The following is a 24,035-nucleotide window of genomic DNA, read 5'->3' as shown; positions in this document are numbered from 1 at the left end:
GATGCGATCCGCAGCACGCCAGGCCCTCACCGCCCTCGGGGTGGTGGGGGCCGCTGGCACCGCCGCCCTCACGTGGGGCATCGGCATCGAACGCCATCTGTACACCCTCCGTCAGCACACCGTCGCGGTGCTGCCCGACGGATCCGACCCTGTCCGCATCCTGCACATCTCTGATGTCCACATGGCGCCGTGGCAGGTGCGCAAGCAAGCGTGGCTCGCCTCGCTCGCCTCGCTGCGTCCTGACCTGATCATCGACACCGGCGACAACCTCGGCCACGAGGATGCCCTCCGCGGCATCCGGGCAGCGTTCGCCGGTTTCGCGGGCGTGCCCGGAGCCTACGTCTACGGCTCGAACGACGTCTTCAGTCCGGCACCGCGCAATCCGTTCCGGTACTTCACGGGTCCGTCGAAGTTCATCGAGGACGCCCCGCGGCTCGACATCGAGGGGCTGGACTCCTTCCTCGCGGACGGCCTCGGCTGGAACAGCGTCGACAATGGCGCGACCTCCGTGGAGATCCGCGGGCACCGCATCGACATCATCGGCACGGGTGATGCTCATCGGCAGTGGGACCGTCTGGACGAACTGCCCGGGCACGCGGCCGCGCTGCGCGCGCAGGAGTCCAGTCTCCCCCGCCTCACCATCGGCGTGACCCACGCACCGTACCGGCGCGTGCTCGACGCGTTCGCCTCCGAGGGCGCCGACATGATCTTCGCCGGGCACACCCACGGCGGGCAGATCCGGATCCCCAGCGTGGGCGCCCTGGTGGCGAACTGCGACATCCCGCTGTCGCAGTCCCGCGGCCTCAGCTCGTGGCCGTCCGCGACACGCCCGATCCCGCTCAACGTCAGTGCAGGACTCGGACACTCGATCTACGCGCCAATCCGCTTCGCGTGCCGCCCCGAGGCCTCGCTCATCACGCTCGTGCCCCGAAAAGGGTGACTTTGGTCAAGACCACCTCCCCCGATCAGGTAGACTGAATGAGTTGTCATCAACGGGGTGTGGCGCAGCTTGGTAGCGCGCTTCGTTCGGGACGAAGAGGCCGCAGGTTCAAATCCTGTCACCCCGACACAATCGCCGAAGGGCCGGTTCATCAGGACCGGCCCTTCGGCGTTTCTGCTCGTGCCTCTCGCCGTCGCAGCGCCCGGTCCCGCTCGCGGGAGGGTTCGTGTGGATAATGGCAACCGACGTCTCGAACCCTGTGGGGGAATCATGCATGCGTTGATGACCGGTGCTCGGGCACTCGCCCGCACGACGTGCTGCGCTTTGCTCGCTCGAGCCGTCGACGCGGGCGGTCTCCCGTGAACCGGCCTCCCCGGACGGCAGTCGCCGTCGCCCGGGTCTCGGTCGGCCTGGTCGTGCTCGGTGTCCTCACATACACGTTCGGTCTCCTCTCCTCCACGCACCGCATCTCACTGGTCGACTACTTCGGCTTCTTCACCAATCTGACCAGCCTTCTCACCGCGCTCGTGCTGGTGGCGACCGGTGCGACGGCACTTCTGCGACGGAGCACACCGCTCGCGCTCACACTCGCGCGCGCCGTCGCCACCGCGTGCATGATCCTCGTGGCGGTCATCTACAACCTGCTGGTGCCGGGGACGGGGGCCGCGCCGCCGTGGGTGAGCGCCGTGCTGCACGTCGTCCTGCCGGCACTGATGCTCCTGGACTGGATCGTGATCCGCGATCACCCCGGCATTCGGTGGAAGCACTTCTGGCTACTCCTCCCCTACCCCGTGGTGTGGCTCGTCGTGGTCCTGATTCGCGGTGTCACCGACGGGTGGGTGCCGTACGGTTTCCTGCTCCCGGAACGCGGCTGGCCGAGCATCCTGCTGACCTCCCTCGGGCTGCTTCTCGCCCTCCTGGCGGCCGGCGGAGTGGTGTGGGCGATGCGCGGATCCCCATCCGGCCATCGTTCAGACCCCGCTGGATAAACTGGGCACCGCTCACACAAAGGAAGAACTGCCGTGCCTGCACCGAAGCTCGTCGCCTTCGATCTCGACGACACCCTCGCTCCGTCGAAGTCCCCCGTGGACCCGCGCATCGCTCAGTTGCTCGTCGAGCTGGCGGAGCGCGTCGAAGTCGCGATCATCTCCGGCGGACAGTGGGAGCAGTTCCGCAACCAGGTGCTCGCGCACCTGCCCTCGACATCCGCTGCGGTCCTGGACCGTATGCACCTGATGCCCACCTGCGGCACCCAGTACTTCCGTCACGACGGTTCGTCCTTCACGGCCGTGTACGCCGACTACCTCACCGACGACGAGAAGGAGCGCGCGATCGCCGCACTGCGCTCTGAGGCGGAGCGGCTCGGGCTGTGGGAATCCAGTCCGGCCGGTGACGTGATCGAGGACCGCGGCTCCCAGATCACCTTCTCGGCTCTTGGCCAGCAGGCCGCTCTCGCCGACAAGAAGGCCTGGGATCCCACGGGCGCGAAGAAGTCCGCCCTGCGTGAGGCCGTCGCCGCCCTGCTTCCGGATCTCGAGGTCCGTTCGGGCGGCTCCACGTCCATCGACATCACCCGCATCGGCATCGACAAGGCGTACGGGATGACGCGGCTGTCCGAGGCCACCGGTATCGCGTTCGCCGACATGCTCTTCTACGGCGACCGTCTCGACGAGGGCGGCAACGACTATCCGGTGCTGTCACTGGGTGTGCCCGCGCGCGCCGTCGAGGGCTGGGAAGACACCGCCGCACATCTGGATGCACTGCTTCTGGAGCTTCCGGTCCGGGTGTGAAAGCACTCGCTGCGCGGGCGGCAATGCGAAGGGCCGGGCGGGAGGTTCCGTCCGGCCCTTCGCACGCATGATCAGCTCGCGGCGACGTCCTTCGCCTTGCCGGCCTTGGCAGGAGCCTTCGCCGAACGCGCCGGCTTGTTGGCCGGGACGGTCCGCGGCTGGCGCGCGGTCATCGCCTCGGCCACGTCGGCGAACGGCTTCGCGATGGGCTGCAGGCGGGACAGCTGCGTGACGTGCTTCGGGCTCAGCTCCTCGATGGTCGCGGCCTCCAGCAGCTTCATCGTGCGCTCGATCTCGCTGCCGAGGATCGAGATGGTCTTGTCGACACCGCGGCGGCCACCGGCCATCAGCCCGTACAGGTACGCGCGACCGACGAGCGTGAACTTGGCGCCCAGCGCGACGGATGCCACGATGTCGGCACCGTTCATGATCCCGGTGTCCACGTGGATCTCCATGTCGGAGCCGAGCTCCTTCACCACGTGCGGCAGCAGGTGGAACGGGATCGGGGCACGGTCGAGCTGACGACCGCCGTGGTTGGACAGCACGATGCCGTCCACGCCCTTGTCGGCGAGCAGCAGCGCGTCCTCCACGGTCTGCACACCCTTCACCATGATCTTGCCCGGCCACAGCGAGCGGATGATCTCCAGATCGTCGAAGGAGATCGTGGGGTCCATCGCGGCGTTGAGCAGGTCGCCCACGGTGCCGCCGGTGGAGGACAGCGACGCGAACTCGAGCTTCGGGGTGGTGAGGAAGTTGATCCACCAGGCCGGACGCGGGATCGCGTTGATGACCACGCCGGGTGTGAGCTGCGGCGGGATCGAGAAGCCCGCGCGCTTGTCTCGCAGACGAGCGCCGGCGACGGGGGTGTCCACGGTGAAGAAGAGGGTGTCGAAGCCTGCCGCAGCGGCGCGGCGCACCAGATCGTAGGAGACCTCGCGGTCGCGCATCACGTACAGCTGGAACCAGTTCCGGCCCGTGGGATTGTTCGCCTTCACGTCCTCGATGGACGTGGTTCCGAGGGTCGAGAGCGTGAACGGGATGCCCGCGGCGCCCGCGGCTCCAGACCCGGCGATCTCGCCCTCGGTCTGCATCATCCGCGTGAAGCCCGTGGGCGCGATGCCGAACGGCATCGACGACGTCCCACCGAGCACCTGGGTGGTCATGTCGACCTCGGGCACGTTGCGCAGGATCGACGGGTGGAACTCCACGTCCTCGAATGCCTGCCGCGCGCGTGCGAGGGACAGCTCGCCTTCGGCCGCGCCCTCGGTGTAGTCGAAGGGGGCCCGCGGGGTGCGACGCTGTGCGATCGTGCGGAGGTCTGCGATCGTGAGCGCCTTCTCGAGGCGACGATCGGTGGGGTTGAGGGTGGGCTTCTTGAACCGCATGAGCTCGGCGAGCTCGATGGGGTTCGGGAACTGGCGCTTGACCATCAGGCGCTTTCCTCTCGCTGTGCGGTGTCTGTGTGGTGGGGGTCGAGGGAGATCGCGGCGTAGTAGCCGGCGATGTGATCGTGTGTGCGGCTCGATGCCGCGTCGGCGTCGCCGTCGCGGATCGCGGCCACGATGCCGCGGTGCTCCGCACGCAGGCGAGCCGCCATCGCGGGCCAGTCCGCGAGGCGAGCCGCGCCATCGCGCACGTAGGTCTCGATGCTGTGACGCAGCCCCGCCATGGTCGCAATGATGACCTGGTTCCCCGCGGCTGATGCCAGAGCGAGGTGGAATGCAGCATCGAGGGCGAGAAATTCCTCCGCGGTGACATCGGGGGCGTCCATGGCGTCCAGCAGCGCTAGTGCTGCGGACAGGTCTCCCCCGCGGGCAAGGTCGCCGGCGACGGCCGACTCCAGCAGCAGTCGGGTGCGAACGATATCCGCGACCCGGAACCCACTGGCTGCCACCTGCAGGCGCATCAGGGCGCTCATGCCGCCCTCCGGAGTGGCGACGATGATCGCTCCCGCGTTCGGGCCGGACCCCGTGGCGGTGCGGATGAGACCCATGACTTCCAGCACACGCAGCGCCTCCCGCACGCTGGAGCGACCCACGCCGAGTTCTGCCGACAGGATCCGCTCGCCGGGCAGCCGGTCACCCGGGACGAGATCGCCGGACAGCAGGCGCGACTCGACATGCTCGATGACGCTCTGCCACGCCTTCGGCGCAGCCTCGCCGGTGTTCTCGCTCATCCTCGCCCCGTTGCTCGAACGCCGCTCCCGCGGTCGCCACTGTGGTCCGACCACAGCGTATCACCGTGGTCGGACCACACACAACGGCGCCGATACGCGCGCCGCACGCCGAAAGACCCCGGCACACCCGAAACACCCGGCGCCGCGGGGCATCTCGGACGGGCTGGGGTTTGCCGGCGTGCAGAGGGGGGCGAGGATCAGGAGGCGAGGACGCCGCCGGACTCCTCCAGGTAGCAGGAACCGCACAGCGACTCGTAGGTGACGAAGTGCTCGTCTCGAACGTCCGCGGTCGCGGCGTCGATGGCCACCTGATCACCGTCGAACACGAACCGGCCGTCGATCACGCGACCGTTGAAGACGGCCTTGCGCCCGCACCGGCAGATCGTCTTCAGTTCCTCCAGCGAGTGCGCGATCTCCAGCAGCCGTCGGGATCCGGGGAACGCGGCGGTGCGGAAATCGCTGCGAATTCCGTATGCCAGTACCGGAATCCCGTCCAGGACCGCAATGCGGAATAGGTCATCGATCTGAGCGGGAGTGAGGAACTGCGCCTCGTCCACGAGCACGCACGCGATGTCGCCGACTCCGCCCGGGATCAGCGCCTCCGCGGCCTGCGCGCGGTGCCGCTCACGGTACTCGCGCACCACGGCCCGCGCATCGTCATCCGCATGCAAGAGGAAGTCGACGTCACGGGTCATCCCGAGGCGGGACTCGATCTGTCCGGCGCCCTTGGTGTCGATGGCCGGCTTGGTCAGCAGCACGGCCTGACCGCGCTCCTCGTAGTTGTACGCGGCCTGGAGCAGTGCGGTGGACTTGCCGGAGTTCATCGCTCCATAGCGGAAGTAGAGTTTGGCCACCGGAAGAGTCTACGGACTCGAACCGATGCCCGCGGTCCGAGTCCGGCGCGCAGGGCGAGTGTGCCGCCCCGGGATGCTCGGGACGACGGCGAAGGCCTCAGAAACGAACGTCCGGCAGGACACCGTGAGGAGCGCAGCCGTCCGGAACGACGCCGTCAGACGCGCAGCCGTCCCGCGCACAGCCGCCCCGCGCACAGCCGCCCCGCGCACAGCCGCCCCGCGCACAGCCGCCCCGCGCGCAGCCGTCCCGCGCCCGGCCGTCCCGCGCGCGGCCGTCTCGCGCGCGGCCGTCAGGCGCGGAGGGCGAGCGTGAAGGGCAGTACGCGGGTGGCGCCCGCCGCGCGGAGCGCAGAGGAGGCGACCTGCAGCGTCCAGCGACTGTCGGCGATGTCGTCGACGAGCAGCACCGGCCCCGCGGGGACATCGAGGCTCGCGGCGTCCAGCGTCCCCCACACGCGCGACAGGCGGAAGGCGCTGTTGCCGCCCGTCTCGGATGGCGCACCCACCGCCGTGGTGGCAAGCTCCCCGAGATATGGCAATCGTCCCAGCCCTGCGAGACCATGCGCGAGGGACGCCACGAGTTGCGGGCGAGTCCGCGACGGTACGGAGACCACGGCAACGGGTCGCTCCGCCCACGGCCACTCCCCCAGCACTCGCGCGCAGGCCTGGAGCACGGCCGGTTGCAGGGGTGCATCTGCGGCCCCCGCGGCGAAGATCTCACGCAGGGTGTTGCCCCAGCCGAGGTCGGTGAGACGGGCAAGCGCACGACCCTCGTCGTACCGTTCGTCCACCGGGATACGACCGGACAGACTCAGCCCCAGAGAGGCCATGCCGGTGGGCCACTGAGCGCGCGGCTCAATGACGGCGCCGACCCGGTCCATCGCGGTGCGTGCCTCCTCCGCCGCGAAGGAGGCGACCTGCGCGTCGATCCATGTGCCGGCACAGTTGTCGCATCGTCCGCAGGGCGCTGCGGTGGCGTCATCGAGGGCGCGCTGGAGGAACATCATGCGACATTCGTCCGTGCGCTCGTAGGCGAGCATGGCTTCCTGCTCCGCGCGGCGGGCGGCGGCGATTCGCCCATAACGCTCGGCGTCGTAGGCCCACGGCTGGCCGGTGCCGACCCAGCCGCCCTGCACCCGCCGGACGGCACCGTCCACATCCAGCACCTTGAGGAGGAGTTCGAGGCGGGAGCGCCGGATATCCACCCGCGCCTCCAGCGCCGGCGTGGACAGCGGCGCATCGCCGAGAGCGGAGATCACACGTTCCGCACGCTCCTGGTCGGGCATGGACGAGGTGGCGAAATACTCCCAGATCGCCGTGTCCTCCGGCCCGGGCAGCAAGAGGACATCGGCACGATCCGTGGCACGACCCGCGCGTCCGACCTGCTGGTAGTAGGCCACCGGTGAGGACGGCGCGCCGAGGTGCACCACGAAGCCGAGGTCGGGCTTGTCGAATCCCATACCCAGTGCCGACGTGGCGACGAGTGCCTTCACTTCGTTGCGACGCAGCTTCTCTTCAAGCTCCTCCCGCTCTTCCACGGGCGTCTGACCGGAGTAGGCGTAGGCGTCGATGCCGGCGGCGCGCATTGCCCGCGCCGTGTCTTCCGCCGCGGCGACGGTGAGGGTGTAGACGATGCCCGATCCAGACAGCTCACCGATGTGGGTGATGAGCCAGGCGAGGCGCGTGACCGCGTCGGGAAGGCGCAGCACACCGAGTCGCAGCGATGCCCGTGCGAGCGGTCCGCGGATGGTCAGCACATCGGTGTCGGCGGTCTCCATCTGCTCCGCGATGTCTGCGACCACCCGGCTGTTGGCCGTGGCCGTGGTGGCCAGCACCGGGACCGCAGGATCGAGATCCGCGATGAGGTCGCGCAGGCGCCGGTAGTCGGGGCGGAAGTCGTGCCCCCAGTCGCTGATGCAGTGCGCCTCGTCCACCACCAGCAGCCCCATGCGGCGGACGAGAGACGGCAGCTGGTTCTCGCGGAACGCGGGGTTGTTCAGCCGCTCCGGCGAGACCAGCAGCACGTCGATCTCGTCGTTCTCCAGCGCTGCTGACACGGTGGCCCATTCGTGGGCGTTGGTGGAGTTGATGGCCACCGCGCGCACCCCGCTGCGCTGGGCGGCCGCGATCTGGTCTCGCATGAGCGCGAGCAGCGGAGAGACCAGGACAGTCGGTCCGGCACCGCGCTCGCGCAGCAGGGCCGTGGCCACGAAGTAGACGGCGGATTTTCCCCACCCGGTGCGCTGCACCACCAGGGCACGGCGGTGCCCGTCCACGAGAGCCTCGATCGCCTCGAACTGCCCGTCGTGGAAGTCCGCATCCTCCCGCCCCACGAGGGAGCGCAGGATTCGACGGGCCGCCTCACGGGTGTTCTCGCTCATCACTCCACCCTGCCACGAGCCACCGACATCGGCAGGTCCAGGAGAGGCGCCTACGCCGTGGCCGCGCCGAGCGGGACGCCGCGCTCCCACGACTCGATCGGACCGGGGATCGTGACGAATGACGGAGCGGCCGCGGGGTCGGTGAGTCTCGGCAGCCACTCGGGATCCCGCACGATCACCTTGGCGCGCAACCACTCCAGTTCATACGCGAGCTGACCCTCGGTCACCGGAATTCGCGGGTTCTCCGCGTCCGGGACGCCGATGCGGGTCGCATCGAAGCGGTAGCCGCGCGCGGTCGCCTCGACCTGCAGCGCCGTGAGGAAATGAGCGATCGCTGCGGCCGGATCACCCGCCCCACGAAATCGTTCCAGCTGAGGGTGGCGGGTGTACCCGCGCGTCCCTCCCGCGAGAACCTTCTGCGCCAGCAGTCCTTCACGCCAGCACGCGATGAGCGCGGCCCGGTCGAGGATGGACGGATCCAGAGACCAGAGGCGCATGGATCGAGCCTACTAGCCGCCGCCAGACGTACCCGCCGCCAGACGGAGCCGCCGTCAGACGCAGCCGCCGCCACACCTAGCCGCCGGATACCCGTCGCAGCCGCCGGCGCCCGACGTCCGCCGGTCTCAGAAAGTGCGCCGATGCCCGCCGACAGCAGCAGTTCCTGAGACCACACCGTTCGGTGGTCTCAGGAACTGCATGTCAGCGCCGCGATGTCGGAAGATCGTGAGACCACCCGCGACGGGCGCGCGTCAGGCGGAGAGGCGCAGCGTCTCGGCGGTGGCGGCGAACTCGGCGGCGGCCGCCTGCGGGTTGCCGTTGAGCTTCTCGCCGTAGCTGGGGATCAGCTTCTTCAGCTCCGGCTGCCACGCCTCGATGCGGTCGGGGAAGCACGTCTTCAGCAGATCCAGCATGATCGAGACGGCGGTGGAAGCACCGGGCGAGGCACCGAGCAGACCGGCGATCGATCCGTCCTGGTGGGCGACCACCTCGGTACCGAACTGGAGCTTGCCGCCCTTCATCACCTGAGCGCGCTGACCGGCCTGCAGGAGCTTCCAGTCGGAGTCCTTCGCGGTGGGCATGAACTCGCGGAGGCTCTCCACCTTGCGTCGGTGATTCTTCGCCAGCTCCGACACCAGGTACTTGATCAGGCCGAAGTTGGTGAAGGCCACCTTGAGCATGGAGAACAGGTTGCCGAAGCGCACCTGCGTGACGATGTCCGTGAACCGGCCCTTCTTCAGGAACTTCGGCGTGAACGTCGCGAACGGGCCGAACAGCAGGCTGGTCTCGCCGTTGACCACACGGGTGTCCAGGTGCGGCACCGACATGGGGGGCGCACCGACGGCAGCCTGCGAGTAGACCTTGGCCCGGTGCTGGGCGACGATCTCGGGGTTGCTGGTCATCAGCCACTGGCCGCCGATGGGGAAGCAGCCGTATCCCTTGATCTCGGGAATGCCCGAGTTCTGGAGCAGCTTGAGCGCCCATCCGCCCGCGCCCACGAACACGAAGCGCGCCCGGATCTCACCGGGAGTCTTGCCCAGCGAACGGCGGTAGCTGATGCGCCAGGTGCCGTCCTTCATGCGCTTGAGGCTCTTCACCTCGGTGTTGGTCTGGAGGGTGGCGCCCTTCTCGACCAGGTTGGCGAACATCTGGCGCGTGACCTCACCGAAGTCCACGTCGGTGCCGCTGGGCACACGGGTGGCCGCGAAGGGCTCCCCCGCAACGCGCTTCTGCATGAGCAGCGGCGCCCACGTGTTGATCACGCGCGAGTCGGTGGAGAACTCGATGCCCTCGAAGAGCGGCTGCTCCTTGAGGACCTCGTAGCGGCGGCGGAGGTAATCCACGTCCTTCTCACCACGGACGAAGGTCATGTGCGGTGCCGTGTTGATGAACGAGGACGGATCGTGCAGCACCCCGCGCTCCACCAGGCTGGACCACAGCTGGCGGCTCTGCTGGAACTGCTCGTTGATGCTGATGGCCTTGGCCGGGTCGAGGGACCCGTCCTTGCCCTCGGGCATGTAGTTCAGCTCACACAGGGCGGAGTGTCCGGTGCCGGCGTTGTTCCAGGCGTTGGAGCTCTCCTCGGCGACTTCGCTCAGTCGCTCGAAGACGGTGATCTTCCAGTCGGGCTGCAGCTCCGAGAGGAAGGTGCCCAAGGTGGCGCTCATCACGCCACCGCCGATGAGGACGACGTCTACGGTTTCGGTCACCAGACAAGTCTAGGCCGGGATTGACCCTCGCTCTGCCAGTGTGTGCATGACGAAGGCGCCGGTGGGGCGGACGAATGCCGCCCGCCTCACCGGATGACGGCTCAGGAGAGGTTGCCGGCGACCACTTCGGCGATCTGCACCGCGTTCAGTGCCGCCCCCTTGCGCAGATTGTCGTTCGAGACGAAGAGCACGAGGCCCTTGCCTTCCGGCGCGGACTGGTCCTGGCGGATACGACCCACGTAGCTCGGGTCGTTGCCTGCGGCGAGCAACGGGGTCGGGATCTCCTCGAGCGCGACTCCGGGGGCGGAGGCCAGGATGTCGCGAGCGCGGTCCGGGGTGATGTCCTCGGCGAACTCGGCATGGATCGAGAGCGAGTGACCGGTGAAGACGGGCACCCGGACACAGGTGCCCGCAACGAGCAGGTCGGGGATGCCGAGGATCTTGCGGCTCTCGTTGCGGAGCTTCTTCTCCTCGTCGGTCTCGTTGTCGCCGTCGTCGACGAGGTTGCCCGCGAACGGCAGCACGTCGAAGGCGATCGGCGCCACGTACTTGTCCGGCTGCGGGAAGTCGACCGCGCGACCGTCGTGGACGAGGTTCAGCACCTTCTCCGGCCCCTGGGCGAGCACTCCCTCGACCTGGCCGAACAGCTCCTGCGCACCCGCGAGACCCGATCCGGACACGGCCTGGTAGGTGGAGACGATGAGCCGCTGCAGCCCCGCCGCCTCATGCAGCGGCTTGAGCACCGGCATCGCGGCCATGGTGGTGCAGTTGGGGTTGGCGATGATGCCCTTCGGCGGGTTGACCGTGGCCTCGGGGTTGACCTCGCTGACGACCAGCGGAACCTCCGGGTCCATACGCCAGGCGCTGGAGTTGTCGATGACGACGGCACCGGCCGCGGCGAATCGCGGGGCGTGGGCGCGGGATCCGGTGGCGCCGGCGGAGAACAGTGCGATCTCCACACCGGCGGGGTCTGCGGTCTCGACGTCCTCCACGATCACGGTCTGGCCACCGAACTCGATGGCAGTGCCTGCGGAACGAGCGGTGGAGAACAGACGCAGCTCACGAATCGGGAACGCACGCTCGATGAGGATCTCGCGCATCACGGTGCCCACCTGGCCGGTGGCTCCCACGATGGCGACGGAGTACCCGGAATCAGAGATGCGCGTCATGTCGTGTCCTTCGAATGGGGGACGCGCGCAAACGCACGCGCCCAGCGTTCGGCGTACGTTGCCGTTTGGGCGATCTTACCCGCGAGCCGGAGCCGTCACGGCCCGTGTGACCCCGATCGACATCGTCGTTCGATTAGTTATAGTTGAAATAGAACCAAATCGAGGGAGCCGGCCATGAGCGAGACCGTCATCGCCACACGCAAGCTGGAAAAGAAGTACGGCGAGCGCACCGTGGTGCGGGGGCTGGATCTCCACGTTCGACCCGGGCGTGCGTACGGCTTGCTCGGGCCGAACGGGGCCGGGAAGACCACGACCCTCCGACTCATCACCGGCCTGATCGCTCCCACCGCCGGGACCGTCTCCGTGTTCGGCGAGCAGCTCACGCCGACGAATGCAGACCGGCTCCGCGAGCGCATCGGGGTGCAGACGGATACGGAGCTGTACGCCACGCTGACCGCTCGCGAGAACCTGGAGGTGTGGGGCGGCTTCTACGGCCTCCGCCGCTCCGAGCTGCGCCGCCGTGCCGACGAGGTCCTGGAGATGATGTCCCTGAGCGATCGTGCTTCCTCCGCCGTCGGCTCGTTCAGCAAGGGCATGCGCCAGAAACTGGCCGTGGGACGTGCTCTTCTGCCGCGCCCTCACCTGCTGTTCCTCGACGAGCCCACCGCAGGCCTGGACCCGGAGGCGACGGAGGACCTCATCGCCGATCTCACAACCCTCATGCGCGATACCGAACTGACCGTGGTGATCTGCACACATCAGCTGGCGGGGCTGGATGCCCTCTGCTCCGACGTGGGCGTGCTGGTCGGCGGAGCGCTGGTGGCACAGGGCGATATCGACGAGCTCATCGCCCGCCGGTGGCCGACGACCACCGTACGCATCGACGTGGCCGGCGACCCCGCCGTCGCGGCCACCCTCGTTCCCGGTGCGGCCCTGACGCCCACCGGTATCGCGGTGCAGGCCGCTTCGGATTCGGACACCGAGCGGGCAATCGCCGCGCTCGCCGCGGCAGGGGTGCGCATCCACGCGGCCGTTCCCCAGCGGCCCACCGTGCAGGATCTCTACTTCGCCACGGTCGATGATGCGCGTCGCAGCTCGATCGACTCCGGAAAGGCCGTCGCATGAACCGCCAGCGGGTGCTGACTCTCGTCCGCAAGGACCTCCTCGAAGTGATGCGCAACAAGCAGGCCCTCGCGCCGATTCTCGTGGTGCCGCTGATCCTCGTGGTGCTCATCCCCTCGGCGGTCATCCTGCTGGGCGGCAACCCAGCACTGCTGTCCTCCATCAACGGCGTTCGTCCGTTTCTGGAGAACCTTCCCGCCGGTTTCGTGCCAGACGGGCTGAACACGCAGCAGACGGTGATCTACGCGGTCATCGTGTTCTTCATGGCGCCGATGTTCCTGCTCATTCCGATCCTCGTGGCGTCCGTCACTGCGGCCTCGGCGTTCGTCGGCGAGAAGGAACGGCGAACGATCGAGGGCCTGCTGTACACCCCGCTCACGGATCGGGAGCTGGTGCTCGGCAAGGTGATCGCGTCCCTGATCCCCTCCGTCGGCGTCGCCTGGACGTCATTCGTGATGTACACGATCGTGGTCACGGTTCTCGGCGGGCCCGTGATGGGCGGCGCGTTCTTCCCCACCGCCACCTGGTACGTCGTCATCCTGCTCCTCGTGCCCCTGGTGGCCGTGCTGGCGATCACCCTCATCGTCGCGGTGTCGGGGCGATCCACCACGATGCAGGGGGCGCAGGGACTGGCGGTCCTGGTGATCCTGCCCGTCCTCGCGCTGATCGTGGGCCAGGCGACCGGCCTGATGCTCTTCGACCTGTGGGTCGCACTCATCGCGGCTGGCGTGCTGCTGGTCGTGGACGTGATCGTGTTCGCCCTCGTGGTGCGCTCGGTCAGCCGTGAGCGGATCATCACTCGCCTCGGCTAACGGATCGGGAATGAAGCCGAGATCCATTCGGTTGCATCGACCATGAAGAACATCGGATTCCTGTCGTTCGGGCACTGGACCGACCATCCCGACTCCGGCACGCGATCAGCCTCCGACGTGCTGCACCAGTCGATCGACCTCGCGGTCGCGGCTGAGGAGATCGGCGCGGACGGTGCGTACTTCCGGGTGCACCACTACGCTCAGCAGCTGGGATCCCCGTTCCCCCTGCTGGCCGCGATCGGTGCGAAGACCTCGAGCATCGAGATCGGAACCGGCGTGATCGACATGCGGTACGAGAACCCGCTCTACATGGCGGAGGATGCAGCGGCGGCCGATCTCATCTCCGACGGCCGACTGCAGCTGGGCGTGAGCCGTGGCTCACCCGAACAGGTCATCGACGGCTGGAAGCACTTCGGCTACGGCGCCCCGGAGGGCATGACGATGGCCGACGTCGCGCGCCAGAACACCGAGGTGTTCCTGCAGGTGATCGACGGCGCGCGCTTCGCCGAGCCGAACCCCCGACCGATGTTCCCGAACCCGCACGGCGGCCCGCTGGGTATCCAGCCCCAGTCCCCGGGTCTGCGCGATCGCATCTGGTGGGGAGCCGGCTCCAACGCCACGGCGGAGTGGGCCGCGCGCGCCGGTATGAACCTGATGAGCTCCACCCTCAAGGACCACGAATCCGACGAGCCGTTCCACGTGCAGCAGCGCCGTCAGATCGAGCTCTTCCGCGATGCGTGGAAGGAGGCGGGGCACGAGCGCACGCCTCGCGTCTCGGTGAGCCGCTCCATCTTCGCGCTCACCACCCCGGAGGATCACCGCTACTTCGGCCTCAACCGCGAGAAGAACGACCAGATCGGCTACATCGACTCGGGGCAGGCCATCTTCGGTCGCTCCTACGCGGCCGAGCCGGAGACGCTGATCGCCGAGCTCGCAGAGGACGAGGCGATCGCCGCCGCGGACACCCTCCTGCTCACGGTTCCCAACCAGCTCGGCGTCGCATACAACACCCATGTGATCGAGTCGATCATCCGCGACGTCGCGCCCGCCCTCGGCTGGCGCTGACCCACGTGGTCCCTGGGCGACGTCCGCCCGGGGACCACGGACGCGACGCCGGCGAGAGGTGCTCCTCCGCCCTCCCGCGACCCCTCCCGTTGTCCACAACTCCCCCCTCGTCGCACCAACGCCGCATCAGGTCCACTATCGTCGCAGGGCACACGGCGACCAGATATGAGGCATGGATGCGCGACATCTCAGCGGGCGGCGACATCGTGAACTCGACGATCACCGAGATCGTCGGACACAACCCTTCGGTCGAGATCCTGCAACAGCCGGCCCAGGAACTAGCGGAAGCCGAGCGCGGATCGCGTCTCATCGTGCGACACGAGCGGCTCAGGCGTGCGCGCCGCGCCGTGATCTTCGGCGTCATCGCCCTGGCGGCGTTCGGCATGGCCGGCGTGCTGGGCTACTTCTGGCTCTTCCGGGGCGGCGAGCTGTCCTTCAACGACCTCGTTCGTGACGGCTCCAACATCGCCATCGCCGCCCTCGTCTCAACACTCGTCGCAGCACTCGCCGGCGCCGTGAAAGCCGGCCTTTCCCTCCGGCAGAGAATCCCGAGGGGAGCGGAGACGCTGAATGTCGAGCGCCTGCAGACGATCTCGCTTCGATGGGATGAGCTACGAGCGCTGGGGCTCCCGAAAGCTGACATGAAGGCGCTGCGCCGTCGGCGCTAGGACGCTGCGCAACGCCCCAAGATCCGCGGATCACCCGCGGCGGCCACCCGGACGGGGGCGAAACTCCCCCTCAGATCTCGCGCGTGAGGTAGACGCTGTTCGGGTCGTCCCGGTAGCTGCCGAACGGACCGCACTCGCGGAACCCGGCACGCATGTACATCGAACGCGCGGCGACGAAGAAGTCGTCGCTGCCCGTCTCCAGTGACACGGTGCTGACGCCGCGGCTGCGGGCATCGTCCAGCGCGAACTCCAGCAGAGCACGTCCGATGCCCTGCCCCCGGCGAGCAGGGTCCGAGCGCATGCTCTTGAGCTCTTCGTGGCCCTCTTCGAGGGCCGCAAGAGCGACCGTGCCGACAACGGCGTCCTCGTCCACGGCCGTCCAGACACGCACGCCCGGAGCCTGCAGCCCGGTGAGATCCAGCGCGTGTCGGCTCTCCTCCGGAGCGGTCGGCTCCAGGTCGCGCAGGTGCTCCTCCAGGAACGCGATCACTCGGGTGTCGGTCAGATCCGCGGGCACAATGGTCACCATGACCTCCAGTAGATCACCGCGCGCGCTCCGGCGCGAAACCCGGTGATCCGCCGACGAAAGGCAAGCCATGCACGCCGTGCTCCAGTACACGTATGCCGACGACTACCTCACTTCCCGCGAAGCGCATCGGGCCGCTCACCTGGCCTACGCCTGGGAAGCGGCGCAACGGGGAGAGCTGCTCGTCGGTGGCGCCGTCGGCGAAGTCCCCGCAACGGGGCTCATCATCTTCCAGGGCGACAACGCCCTCGACGACGCTCGCCGCTTCGCCAGGGCGGACCCGTACGTGCACGCCGGCGTCGTCGTGGCCTGGACGGCCGAGCCGTGGACCACCGTGGTGGGTGACATCGCGGCGACACCGGTTCACCCGCACCCGTGAGCGGGTGATGCGGCTCAGCCCGTCACGGAGACGACAGCATCGATCTCGATGTCGAAGCCGCGCAGGGCCGCCTCGATAGTGGTGCGCGCGGGAAACGGCTCGATCAGGTACTCCTTCGCCAGCTCATTGAACTCGGCGAAGTCGTCCAGATTGCGCAGGTATACACCGATCCGCACCGCGCGATGCAGGGAGGATCCGGCTGCCTGGGCCACGGTCTCCAGATTCTGGAAGGTGCGGTGCACCTGATCGGCGAACGTCTCGCCGACGCGCTGCCCGTGTTCGTCGAAAGGACCCTGGCCCGCGAGGAACGCCAGGTCCCCGGCCACGACGGCCTGCGAGTACGGCCCCGCGGGCGGGGGTGCCTGCTCGGTCACGATCTTGGTCCTGCTCATCTTCGTTCTCCTCTTCTCTGAATCTGGTGGTCGTCTTCTCGGAATGTGGTCGTCGCCGGGGGTCAGTGCCGGGCGAGGACCGGCCACAGCCCGGTGACGACGTCGTCCTCCATGACGACGATCCGGTGGTGCATGTTCACGGCACCGCACGCATGGTTCGGCCGGATCCTCACGATGTCTCCCACGCGCGGATCGTCTGCGCCCCGCAGGAACCCGTGTTCTTCGTGGCCGGTGGCCACCACGCCGCCGCCGGCCGACACCACCGTGCCGATGCGTCCATCGCCGTGCATGCTGCCATCGCTGCTCATCGCCTTGATGCCGGCATCGATGATGGCCCATTCGGCGGGCCGGGTGCTGACCACCCGGCTGTGCACCGAGACGGCGACGTCTTCCGGCGACATCGTCCCGATGTGCACCTGGTTCTCGTCACCGAGGGCATAGGTGCCCGGGCGCGCCTCGGTGATGCCGGGCACGGTCGGCGCCGAGCGCACTCCGGGGGTGGATCCGACCGATACGCTCGTCACCTCATGCCCATCGGCACGGATCGCGTCGGCCGTCGCCACCAGCGTCTCGCCCGCGTGAACGCCGCGGCGGCGTCGCTCGACGGGGTCGGTGCCCGCCGCCTGGACCTGCCCCTCATGCGTCCAGACCCCGTCCAGTCGCAAGCCGGGAGTCGCCGCGATGGCCCGGGCGGCGGCGACAGCGCCATCGGGGGCCACGCCGGTCCGGCGCAGCCCAGTGTCGATGTCCAGGCGGATGGGGATCACGATGCCCGCGGCTACGGCTGCCTCCGACAGCTCCCGCACGGCGTCGACCGAGTCTGCGCCCACGATGACCTCGGCGGTGCGCGACGCCTGGATCACCGCTGCCACACGAAACCGTCCCACCGGCGGATAGGCCAGGAACACCGACGGTGACACCCCACTGGCCAGCGCGGTCAGCTCGGCCACCGTCGCCGCGGTGTGCCCCACAGCTCCGGCCTCCAGCTGCAGCCGCGCCACTTCCGCTGACTTCGTCGTCTTCCAGTGCGGACGCAGGGCGACGTCGAGAGCGGCCGTGTGCGCGGCCATCTCCGCGAGGTTGCGGCGAAGTACCGCGGCATCGACCACCAGCACCGGCGTGGGCAGGTCGGCGGCGTTCATCCCGATGACGATGTCGGCGCTCATGCCCGCCCCTCGCCCGCCGCGGCCGACGGCCGGCCGGCCAGCACATCCAGCGGATGAAAGCAGGCCACCGTCCGGCCACCGGCACCCATGGGTTCCAGTTCCGGCCTGCGCTGCGCACAGAGATCGTCGGCACGCCAGCACCGGGTGCGGAAGCGGCAGCCCGACGGCGGATCGAGCGGCGACGGGACATCACCCGAGAGCACGATGCGCTCCCGCTTCTCGTCCGGCCTCGAGGGCGGCGTAGCCGACGCGAGCGCTGCCGTGTAGGGGTGCGCCGGGCTCGTGAGCACCTCCTCCGCCGGCCCCTGCTCGACGATCACGCCGAGGTACATCACCACCACACGGTCGGTGACATGACGGATGACGTCGAGGTCGTGGGAGATCATGACGATCCCCAGCGAGCGGGCGGCGCGCAGATCCATCAGTAGGTTGAGGATCTGCGCCTGGATCGACACGTCGAGAGCGGACACCGGCTCATCCAGGACCAGCAAATCCGGGTCCAGGGCCAGGCCACGCGCGATGCCGATCCGCTGGCGCTGACCGCCGGAGAACTCATGCGGATAGCGGTGGAGAGCGGACGGGCTGAGGCCGACCTGGTCCAGCATCGCCACGACGTCGTCCCGGGACTGCCGCCCCCGCCACTCGCCGAAGGCGCGCAACGGCTCGGCGATGATGTCCTGCACGGTCATGCGCGGATTCAGCGACGATTGCGGATCCTGGAAGACGAACTGGATCCGGCGTCGCAGCTGCTTCCGTCGCGCGTGAGAGGCGCCGACGAGGTCCTCGCCGCGGAAGGCGATCGCCCCCGCAGAGGGCCGCTCCAGCTGAGCGACGGTCTTTCCGGTGGTGGTCTTGCCACACCCGGATTCGCCGATGATCCCGAGCGCCTCATCCTCTCTCACGGTGAAGGAGACGCCGTCGACGGCCCGCACCACGCGCCGACGTGCAGCACGAAAGCTCACCTCAAGATCCGACACCTGCAGGACGGGTGCCGTTTCGACGGCGGATTGCGCGGTCATGACATCTCCTGGAGGTCTCGGTAGTGGCAGGCGCTCAGGCGCCCATCGGCGCTCGCGGCCACCGCAGTGGGCTCTTCGACACAGCGCTGCGACTTGAACGTCGATGTGCACCGCGGTGCGAACGGGCATCCGGCGGGCAGCCGGTCCAGGGACGGCGGCTGTCCGGGAATCGCCGGAAGCCTCCCCCCGGGTTCCGCGAGCGCCGGCCTGCTGCGGATCAGCGCCTGCGAATAGGGGTGGCGGCTGTCGTCGAACAGCTCTGCCGTGGTGGCGGATTCCATCACCTGGCCTGCGTACATCACGATCACCCGGTCGGCGTACTGGGCGATCACGCCCAGGTCGTGCGTGATCAGCATGATCGCGACGCCGAGTTCCGAGCGGGCACGGGCCAGCACCTCCAGCACCTGGGCCTGGATGGTGGCATCCAGCGCAGTGGTCGGCTCATCGGCGATCAGCAGGTCCGGGTCGTTGACGAGGGCCATCGCGATGACCGCACGCTGGCGCATGCCCCCGGACCACTGATGCGGATACTGCTGCATCCGCCGCGACACGTCCGGCACCCCCACCAGCTCGAGCACCTCGGCGGCACGCGCGCGCGCCGCCGCCCGTGACGCACCCCGATGGTGAATGCGATAGGCCTCCTCGATCTGCCTGCCCACCTTCACCACCGGATCGAGGGTGGTCATGGGGTCCTGGAAGATCATCCCGATCCGGCGACCACGGACCTCGCGCATCGCGCGCTGGGATACTGCAACCAGGTCATCGCCGTCGAAGCGCACCGATCCCGAGGTGACGGAGACGGCCGCCGGCAGCAGCCCCATCACGGCCAGCGCGGTCATGCTCTTCCCGGATCCGCTCTCTCCGACCACACCGACCATCTCGCCGGGGCGGATGTCGAAGGCGACGTCGCGGAGGATGGTGACCGGGTCGTCCCGGCGATCGATGCCCGCGTACAGAGCCTCGATCTCCAGCAGAGGTGCAGTCGTCTGGGACATCACTTGTTCCTCCGGGGGTCGATCGCATCCCTGATTCCGTCGCCGATCGCCATCGCCGACAGCACGGTGAGGGCGATCATGATGCCTGGCGGCAGCCAGAGCCAGGGCATGGAGGACAGGACCGTCAGTGACTGGGCCTCGGTGAGCATGTTGCCCCAGCTGGCCTGTGGCGGGCGCACACCCGCGCCGAGGAAGGAGAGAGCCGATTCCAGCAGGACCGCTTCGGACACCAGCAGCGTCGCGGCGACGGTCACCGGGGGAAGCACGCCGGGAAGCAGGTGACGGAACATGATGAAGCCGTTGCCGGAACCCGACACGCGGGCGGCCTGGATGAACTCCTGCTCCTTGAGGCTGAGCACCACTCCGCGGGCGATGCGGGCCGACGACGGCCACGACAGTCCCGCGATCACGCCGATCAGCATCGGCACACTCGGGCCGATGATGCCGGCCACGACGATCACGACGAGCACGGGCGGGACGGAGAGCATGATGTCGACGATGCGGCTGATGACGGCGTCCAGTGCCCCGCCGAACCAGCCGGACACGGTGCCGGCCAGCGCGCCGACGCAGACGGCGATCGCAGCCGACAGAAAGCCCACCATCAGCGAGACCTGACCGCCCGAGAGGAGCCGCGCGAACACGTCGCGACCCGTCGAGTCGGTGCCGAGCACATGACCGGGTCCCGGCGGCTTTCGCACCGCCGTGAGGTCGATGGCGGTGGGATCCAGCGCCGGGAGCATCGCCGAGATCACCGTGGCCAGCACGATCACGCTCAGCACGACGGACCCGATCACAGCCACGGGGTTTCGCAGGAAACGGCGCCACGCCAGGGCACCGGGTGAGCGGTCCGGCTTCGGCAGCAGAACGGAGACGGTGTCGGTCATCGCGACGCCCTCACTCTCGGATCGACGACGGAGTACAGCAGATCGGCGACCAGGTTGCACACCAGCACCAGCACGGCGACGTACAGTCCGAAGCCGATGATCACCGGGTAGTCACGGGTGGTGAGCGAGGTCACCGCCAGCTGCCCCATGCCGGGCCAGGAGAACACCTGCTCCAGCACGACGGCACCGGCGAGGAACACGGGAATGTAGAGCGCGAGTACCGTGACGAGCGAGACCAGGCTGTTGCGGAACGCATGCATCAGCGTTCGGACGGGGCTGGCACCCTTCGCCTGGACGGCGCGGATGTAGTCCTTGCCCAGCTCCTCCAGCATGCCGCTTCGCACGTACCGGATGAACGGCGCCGCCACCGCAAGCGCCAGCAGGCCCACCGGGAGGATCATGTGCATCAGCAGGTCCGGAAGATCCGCCCTTCCGGACGCGTGCATTCCGGAGGACGGCAGCACCCGGAGCTTGACGGCGAACACGTAGATGGCCAGCATCGCGAGGAAGAAGCCGGGCACAGCGATGGCGAGCACGCTGACACCGGTGATCCCCTGATCCAGGGCGCTCCCCCGGCGTACGGCGGCGACGATCCCCAGGGGCACCGCGATGATCATGCCGACCACGAGCGCGGTTCCGGTGAGCAGGAGCGTCGGCCCCAGCCGGCCGAGCAGAAGCTGCCCGACCGGCTGGCCGTTCGCGTAGGAGTAGCCCAGGTCGCCCCGCAGAAGCGCCCCGAACCACGCGAAGAACTGCACGATGAGAGGCTGATCCAGACCGAGCCGTTCCCGCATGGCTGCGATGAACTCCTCGCGTCCGGCACCGCCGGCATCCGGCGGGATCATCATGTCGACCGGGTCGCCGGGGGCGAGCCTGACCAGCAGGAACAGCCCGATCGCGATCAGGACGAACACCAGCACGCTGGATGAGAGACGAACCAGCAGGCTCCTCAGCATCGTGCACCCCTCATTCGATCAGCCCGCGATCTTCCAGTCGGCGGCGTTCCAGAACCCGTTCGTGAAGTCACCGTGCGGTTCGAAGCCGGTCAGCCGCTCGCTGGTGGCCCAGATCGTGTTCGGAACGTTGAGCCACACATAGGGCACGAGCTTGTTGTCCAGTCGTGCGGCCTCCTGGTAGATCGCGGCGCGCTCGTCCTGGCCGGCGATCTGCTGGCCGTCGAGCATCGCCTTGTCGAGTGCGGGGTCACAGAAGAGCGCCGTGTTCGCACCCGCCGGGAACTTCTGCTCGCACGCGACGATGGGCATGGTGCTCGCCGGGTCCGGCGTGTATACGCCCCCGCCGAACAGTGCGAGGTCGTAGCTGCCATCGCTGTAGCTCGCCGTGAGAGCACCGGCATCCACCTGATTGGCGACGGCGGCGATGCCGACCTCCTTCAGGTTCTCGATGATGACATTGACCATCTGGTCACGGTCGCGCTGACCGGGGACCCAGGAGATCTTCACTTCCTGAGAGGTGTCGAATCCCGCCGCCGCGAGCAGCTCTTTCGCCTTCGCGGGGTCATGCGGATACTGTTCCAGGTCATCGGGCAGCGCCCACGAGGTCATGATGTCGCTGTTGAGCAGAGAGGCCTCTCCCCCGAGCACGCCGTCGATGATCCCCTGTCGATCGATCGCGTACACCAGCGCCTGCCGCACACGCTCGTCGGCGAAGCGGGGCTTGCTGAAGTTCACGGCCATGCGGGTGAAGCCCGCGGACGGCTTCGAGACCACGGAGACGCCGGGCAGGGAGGTGACCGCGTCCAGGTCCAGCGCGGACACCTGGACCAGGTCGATCTCTCCGGTGCCCAGCTGGGCGGTGGCCACGTCGCTGGTGAGCATCTTCAGGTAGAGGTGGTCGATGCCCACCTCGGAGCGGTAGTCGGGGTTCGCCTCCAGCTCGATGTCCTGGTCGACGTTGAAGGCCTTCATCACGTACGGTCCCATGCCGACGGTCGGCTGGGCGAACCAGGGGTCCTCCAGCAGGGTTGCCGGATCCTTCTCGCCGAGGATGTGCTCGGGGAGGATGAACATCACCGATCCGTATCCGATCAGCGAGAGGAAGCCGGCGTTGGCCGCGGACAGCTGGAACACCACGGTGTTGTCGTCGGGCGCGGTGAGCCCCGACAGCGACGTGGCCGAGCCGTCCTGGAAAGCGGCGTAGCCCTCAACGCCGGACAGACGTGCGCTCCACGCGCCGCCGACCTTCGGATTGGCGGCGAGGTTGTAGGTGAACAGCACGTCCTGTGCGGTGAACGGCTCGCCGTCGCTCCACGTCAGCCCTTCACGCAGATGGAACGTGAACGTCTTGGCGTCGTCGGACACCTCCCATTTCTCCGCGAGGCGAGGCGTGAACGAGAAGTCCGGATCCGTGGTGAACAAGTTGTCGAAGATCAGCGACATCGTCAGCTGCTCCGCGCCCTGGGCCGGCTTCAGCGGGTTGAAGGTGACCGGCTTCTGGTAGAGGTACACGTTGGCTGAGGCGTCTGCGGCCGACGTCTGTCCGCCGCTCTCCTCTGGGGGCGCCGAGGTGCATCCCGCGAGGAGGGCGCTGACCACGCCGAGCGCGGCCAGGCCGATGAGTGACTTGTAACGCATGGGAACTCCTTTGTTCGTGTGGTGCTCGTGTTCAGCTGTCGGCGTGGGGCGCGACGATCCGGGTGGTGAGGGCGCCGAGTCCCTCGACCTCGGTGACGAGGACGTCTCCGGGTTTCAGGAACGTCCCTGTGGTCGCACCGACGCCGGCCGGGGTCCCGGTGAGGATGACGTCGCCGGGTTTCAGCGTCATCAGCCGCGATGAGAACGCGACCAGCTCGGCGACGGAGTGGATCATGTCGGCCGTGCTGCCCGACTGCCGCGTCTCGCCGTTGAGCGTGAGCGTGACGGCCAGGCGCTGCGGATCGGGGACGTCGTCCGCCGTCACCAGGTACGGGCCGATGGGGGCCGACCCGTCCAGCCACTTGCCTTCCAGCCAGTCGAAGAACCCGGTCCAGACCTCTCCGTCACGGGGTGCGTCCAGGGCGAGGCTGCGCGCCGACAGATCGTTGCTGGTCGCGTAGCCGAACACGTGATCCAGGGCCTCGGTCACCGCCACCTCGCGTGCGGTGCGCCCGATGACGACCGCGAGCTCCGCCTCCCAGTCGAACTGCGTCGTGATCGCGGCGAGCTCGACCTCGGCCTCATCGCCGACGACGCTGGTGTCCGGCTTCAGGAACAGCCGCGGCGACGCCGTGACCACATCGCGTGGCTTACTACCGCTCTCGGTGACGTGCTCCTGGTAGTTCGCAGCAACGGCCAGCACCTTGCCGGGCCGTAGGACAGGGGCCAGAGCCCGCACTCCGGCGAGGGGAACGCGGCTTCCGTTCGGTGCCGCGACGGCCCCCGCCACGACCGCGGCCAGATCCCCGGTTCCGATGACGGCGACCTCGTCGCCGTCCACGACTCCGTGCTGCACGACGCCGTCGTGCTCGAAGGTGATCAGTCTCATCTGCTCT

At 68.4% G+C, this 24,035-nt stretch carries 24 protein-coding genes and 1 tRNA gene; 9 read left to right on the top strand and 16 right to left on the bottom strand.

From position 1 onward, the window contains the following. Nucleotide 1 precedes the first annotated feature (1 nt). The 4 genes from LQ566_RS11505 to LQ566_RS11490 all read left to right on the top strand — a co-directional run bounded on the left by LQ566_RS11505 (nt 2) and on the right by LQ566_RS11490 (nt 2,730). Nucleotides 2–940: a metallophosphoesterase gene (locus tag LQ566_RS11505; protein ID WP_231091841.1), complete on the top strand. Its 939-nt coding sequence runs from the start codon at nt 2–4 to the stop codon at nt 938–940. 53 nt (nt 941–993) lie between these two features. After that, a tRNA-Pro gene (locus LQ566_RS11500) sits at nt 994–1,067 on the top strand. Nucleotides 1,068–1,299: 232 nt separating this feature from the next. Beyond that, on the top strand, nt 1,300–1,929 hold the full coding sequence (locus tag LQ566_RS11495) for a Pr6Pr family membrane protein (protein WP_231091840.1): 630 nt from the start codon (nt 1,300–1,302) through the stop codon (nt 1,927–1,929). A gap of 33 nt (nt 1,930–1,962) precedes the next feature. Then, complete coding sequence (locus LQ566_RS11490; protein WP_231091839.1) at nt 1,963–2,730, top strand: HAD-IIB family hydrolase; 768 nt, start codon at nt 1,963–1,965, stop codon at nt 2,728–2,730. A gap of 71 nt (nt 2,731–2,801) precedes the next feature. On the opposite strand, the gene LQ566_RS11485 is transcribed toward LQ566_RS11490, so the two are convergent. From LQ566_RS11485 to LQ566_RS11455, 7 genes are all read right to left on the bottom strand, one after another. Beyond that, nucleotides 2,802–4,160 carry an alpha-hydroxy acid oxidase gene (locus LQ566_RS11485; RefSeq protein WP_231091838.1) on the bottom strand — a complete coding sequence of 453 codons (1,359 nt, stop codon included), beginning with the start codon at nt 4,158–4,160 and terminating at the stop codon, nt 2,802–2,804. Further along, entirely contained in the window at nt 4,160–4,906 is a 747-nt protein-coding gene (locus LQ566_RS11480) for a FadR/GntR family transcriptional regulator (RefSeq protein ID WP_231091837.1), read from the bottom strand. Before LQ566_RS11480 ends, LQ566_RS11485 begins: the two co-directional genes overlap by 1 nt. Before the next feature lie 197 nt (nt 4,907–5,103). Continuing rightward, the gene (locus LQ566_RS11475; RefSeq protein ID WP_231091836.1) at nt 5,104–5,760 is read right to left on the bottom strand and encodes a thymidine kinase; all 657 of its coding nucleotides are present in this window, start codon (nt 5,758–5,760) and stop codon (nt 5,104–5,106) included. A 290-nt stretch (nt 5,761–6,050) separates the two neighbouring features. Beyond that, nucleotides 6,051–8,141 (bottom strand): RecQ family ATP-dependent DNA helicase, encoded by a 2,091-nt coding sequence (locus tag LQ566_RS11470; protein WP_231091835.1) that lies wholly within the window; start codon nt 8,139–8,141, stop codon nt 6,051–6,053. Nucleotides 8,142–8,191: 50 nt separating this feature from the next. Beyond that, the gene (locus tag LQ566_RS11465) at nt 8,192–8,638 is read right to left on the bottom strand and encodes a pyrimidine dimer DNA glycosylase/endonuclease V (RefSeq protein WP_231091834.1); all 447 of its coding nucleotides are present in this window, start codon (nt 8,636–8,638) and stop codon (nt 8,192–8,194) included. Between the two features lie 252 nt (nt 8,639–8,890). Next, nucleotides 8,891–10,348, bottom strand: a complete 1,458-nt coding sequence (gene mqo / locus LQ566_RS11460; protein WP_308070887.1) for a malate dehydrogenase (quinone) — start codon at nt 10,346–10,348, stop codon at nt 8,891–8,893. A 101-nt stretch (nt 10,349–10,449) separates the two neighbouring features. Continuing rightward, nucleotides 10,450–11,517, bottom strand: a complete 1,068-nt coding sequence (locus LQ566_RS11455) for an aspartate-semialdehyde dehydrogenase (protein ID WP_231091833.1) — start codon at nt 11,515–11,517, stop codon at nt 10,450–10,452. Between the two features lie 174 nt (nt 11,518–11,691). On the opposite strand from LQ566_RS11455, the gene LQ566_RS11450 reads away from it, so the two are divergent. The 4 genes from LQ566_RS11450 (at nt 11,692) to LQ566_RS11435 (ending at nt 15,184) form a co-directional block, all read left to right on the top strand. After that, nucleotides 11,692–12,642 carry an ABC transporter ATP-binding protein gene (locus tag LQ566_RS11450; protein WP_231091832.1) on the top strand — a complete coding sequence of 317 codons (951 nt, stop codon included), beginning with the start codon at nt 11,692–11,694 and terminating at the stop codon, nt 12,640–12,642. Further along, on the top strand, nt 12,639–13,451 hold the full coding sequence (locus LQ566_RS11445; protein WP_231091831.1) for an ABC transporter permease subunit: 813 nt from the start codon (nt 12,639–12,641) through the stop codon (nt 13,449–13,451). The genes LQ566_RS11450 and LQ566_RS11445 overlap by 4 nt, the downstream gene beginning before the upstream one ends. A 42-nt stretch (nt 13,452–13,493) precedes the next feature. After that, a complete protein-coding gene (locus LQ566_RS11440) occupies nt 13,494–14,516 on the top strand; it encodes an LLM class flavin-dependent oxidoreductase (protein WP_231091830.1) in 1,023 nt (340 codons plus the stop codon). A 176-nt stretch (nt 14,517–14,692) separates the two neighbouring features. Beyond that, on the top strand, nt 14,693–15,184 hold the full coding sequence (locus LQ566_RS11435) for a hypothetical protein (RefSeq protein ID WP_231091829.1): 492 nt from the start codon (nt 14,693–14,695) through the stop codon (nt 15,182–15,184). Between the two features lie 70 nt (nt 15,185–15,254). Here LQ566_RS11435 and LQ566_RS11430 read toward each other — a convergent pair whose 3' ends face one another. Then, nucleotides 15,255–15,713: a GNAT family N-acetyltransferase gene (locus LQ566_RS11430; RefSeq protein WP_231091828.1), complete on the bottom strand. Its 459-nt coding sequence runs from the start codon at nt 15,711–15,713 to the stop codon at nt 15,255–15,257. 67 nt (nt 15,714–15,780) lie between these two features. Between LQ566_RS11430 and LQ566_RS11425 the strand changes: the two genes are divergently transcribed. Next, nucleotides 15,781–16,089: a YciI-like protein gene (locus tag LQ566_RS11425; RefSeq protein WP_231091827.1), complete on the top strand. Its 309-nt coding sequence runs from the start codon at nt 15,781–15,783 to the stop codon at nt 16,087–16,089. A gap of 14 nt (nt 16,090–16,103) precedes the next feature. Here LQ566_RS11425 and LQ566_RS11420 read toward each other — a convergent pair whose 3' ends face one another. The 8 genes from LQ566_RS11420 to LQ566_RS11385 form a co-directional block, all read right to left on the bottom strand. Next, entirely contained in the window at nt 16,104–16,481 is a 378-nt protein-coding gene (locus LQ566_RS11420; protein WP_231091826.1) for a RidA family protein, read from the bottom strand. 62 nt (nt 16,482–16,543) lie between these two features. Beyond that, a complete protein-coding gene (locus tag LQ566_RS11415; protein ID WP_231091825.1) occupies nt 16,544–17,647 on the bottom strand; it encodes an alanine racemase in 1,104 nt (367 codons plus the stop codon). Beyond that, the gene (locus tag LQ566_RS11410; protein WP_231091824.1) at nt 17,644–18,666 is read right to left on the bottom strand and encodes an ABC transporter ATP-binding protein; all 1,023 of its coding nucleotides are present in this window, start codon (nt 18,664–18,666) and stop codon (nt 17,644–17,646) included. Before LQ566_RS11410 ends, LQ566_RS11415 begins: the two co-directional genes overlap by 4 nt. Further along, nucleotides 18,663–19,661 carry an ABC transporter ATP-binding protein gene (locus tag LQ566_RS11405; protein ID WP_231091823.1) on the bottom strand — a complete coding sequence of 333 codons (999 nt, stop codon included), beginning with the start codon at nt 19,659–19,661 and terminating at the stop codon, nt 18,663–18,665. The genes LQ566_RS11410 and LQ566_RS11405 overlap by 4 nt, the downstream gene beginning before the upstream one ends. Next, nucleotides 19,661–20,545 (bottom strand): ABC transporter permease, encoded by an 885-nt coding sequence (locus tag LQ566_RS11400; RefSeq protein ID WP_231091822.1) that lies wholly within the window; start codon nt 20,543–20,545, stop codon nt 19,661–19,663. Before LQ566_RS11400 ends, LQ566_RS11405 begins: the two co-directional genes overlap by 1 nt. After that, on the bottom strand, nt 20,542–21,501 hold the full coding sequence (locus tag LQ566_RS11395; RefSeq protein WP_231091821.1) for an ABC transporter permease: 960 nt from the start codon (nt 21,499–21,501) through the stop codon (nt 20,542–20,544). The genes LQ566_RS11400 and LQ566_RS11395 overlap by 4 nt, the downstream gene beginning before the upstream one ends. Before the next feature lie 18 nt (nt 21,502–21,519). Beyond that, nucleotides 21,520–23,139, bottom strand: a complete 1,620-nt coding sequence (locus tag LQ566_RS11390; RefSeq protein WP_231091820.1) for an ABC transporter substrate-binding protein — start codon at nt 23,137–23,139, stop codon at nt 21,520–21,522. A gap of 31 nt (nt 23,140–23,170) precedes the next feature. Next, nucleotides 23,171–24,028 (bottom strand): fumarylacetoacetate hydrolase family protein, encoded by an 858-nt coding sequence (locus tag LQ566_RS11385; RefSeq protein ID WP_231091819.1) that lies wholly within the window; start codon nt 24,026–24,028, stop codon nt 23,171–23,173. Between the last annotated feature and the right edge of the window lie 7 nt (nt 24,029–24,035).

This window comes from Microbacterium nymphoidis, from assembly GCF_021044885.1.
GTDB classification, from domain to species: Bacteria; Actinomycetota; Actinomycetes; order Actinomycetales; family Microbacteriaceae; genus Microbacterium; species Microbacterium nymphoidis.
Note: the sequence above shows the minus strand (reverse complement) of the source record. Positions and strands in the feature narration are given on the sequence as shown.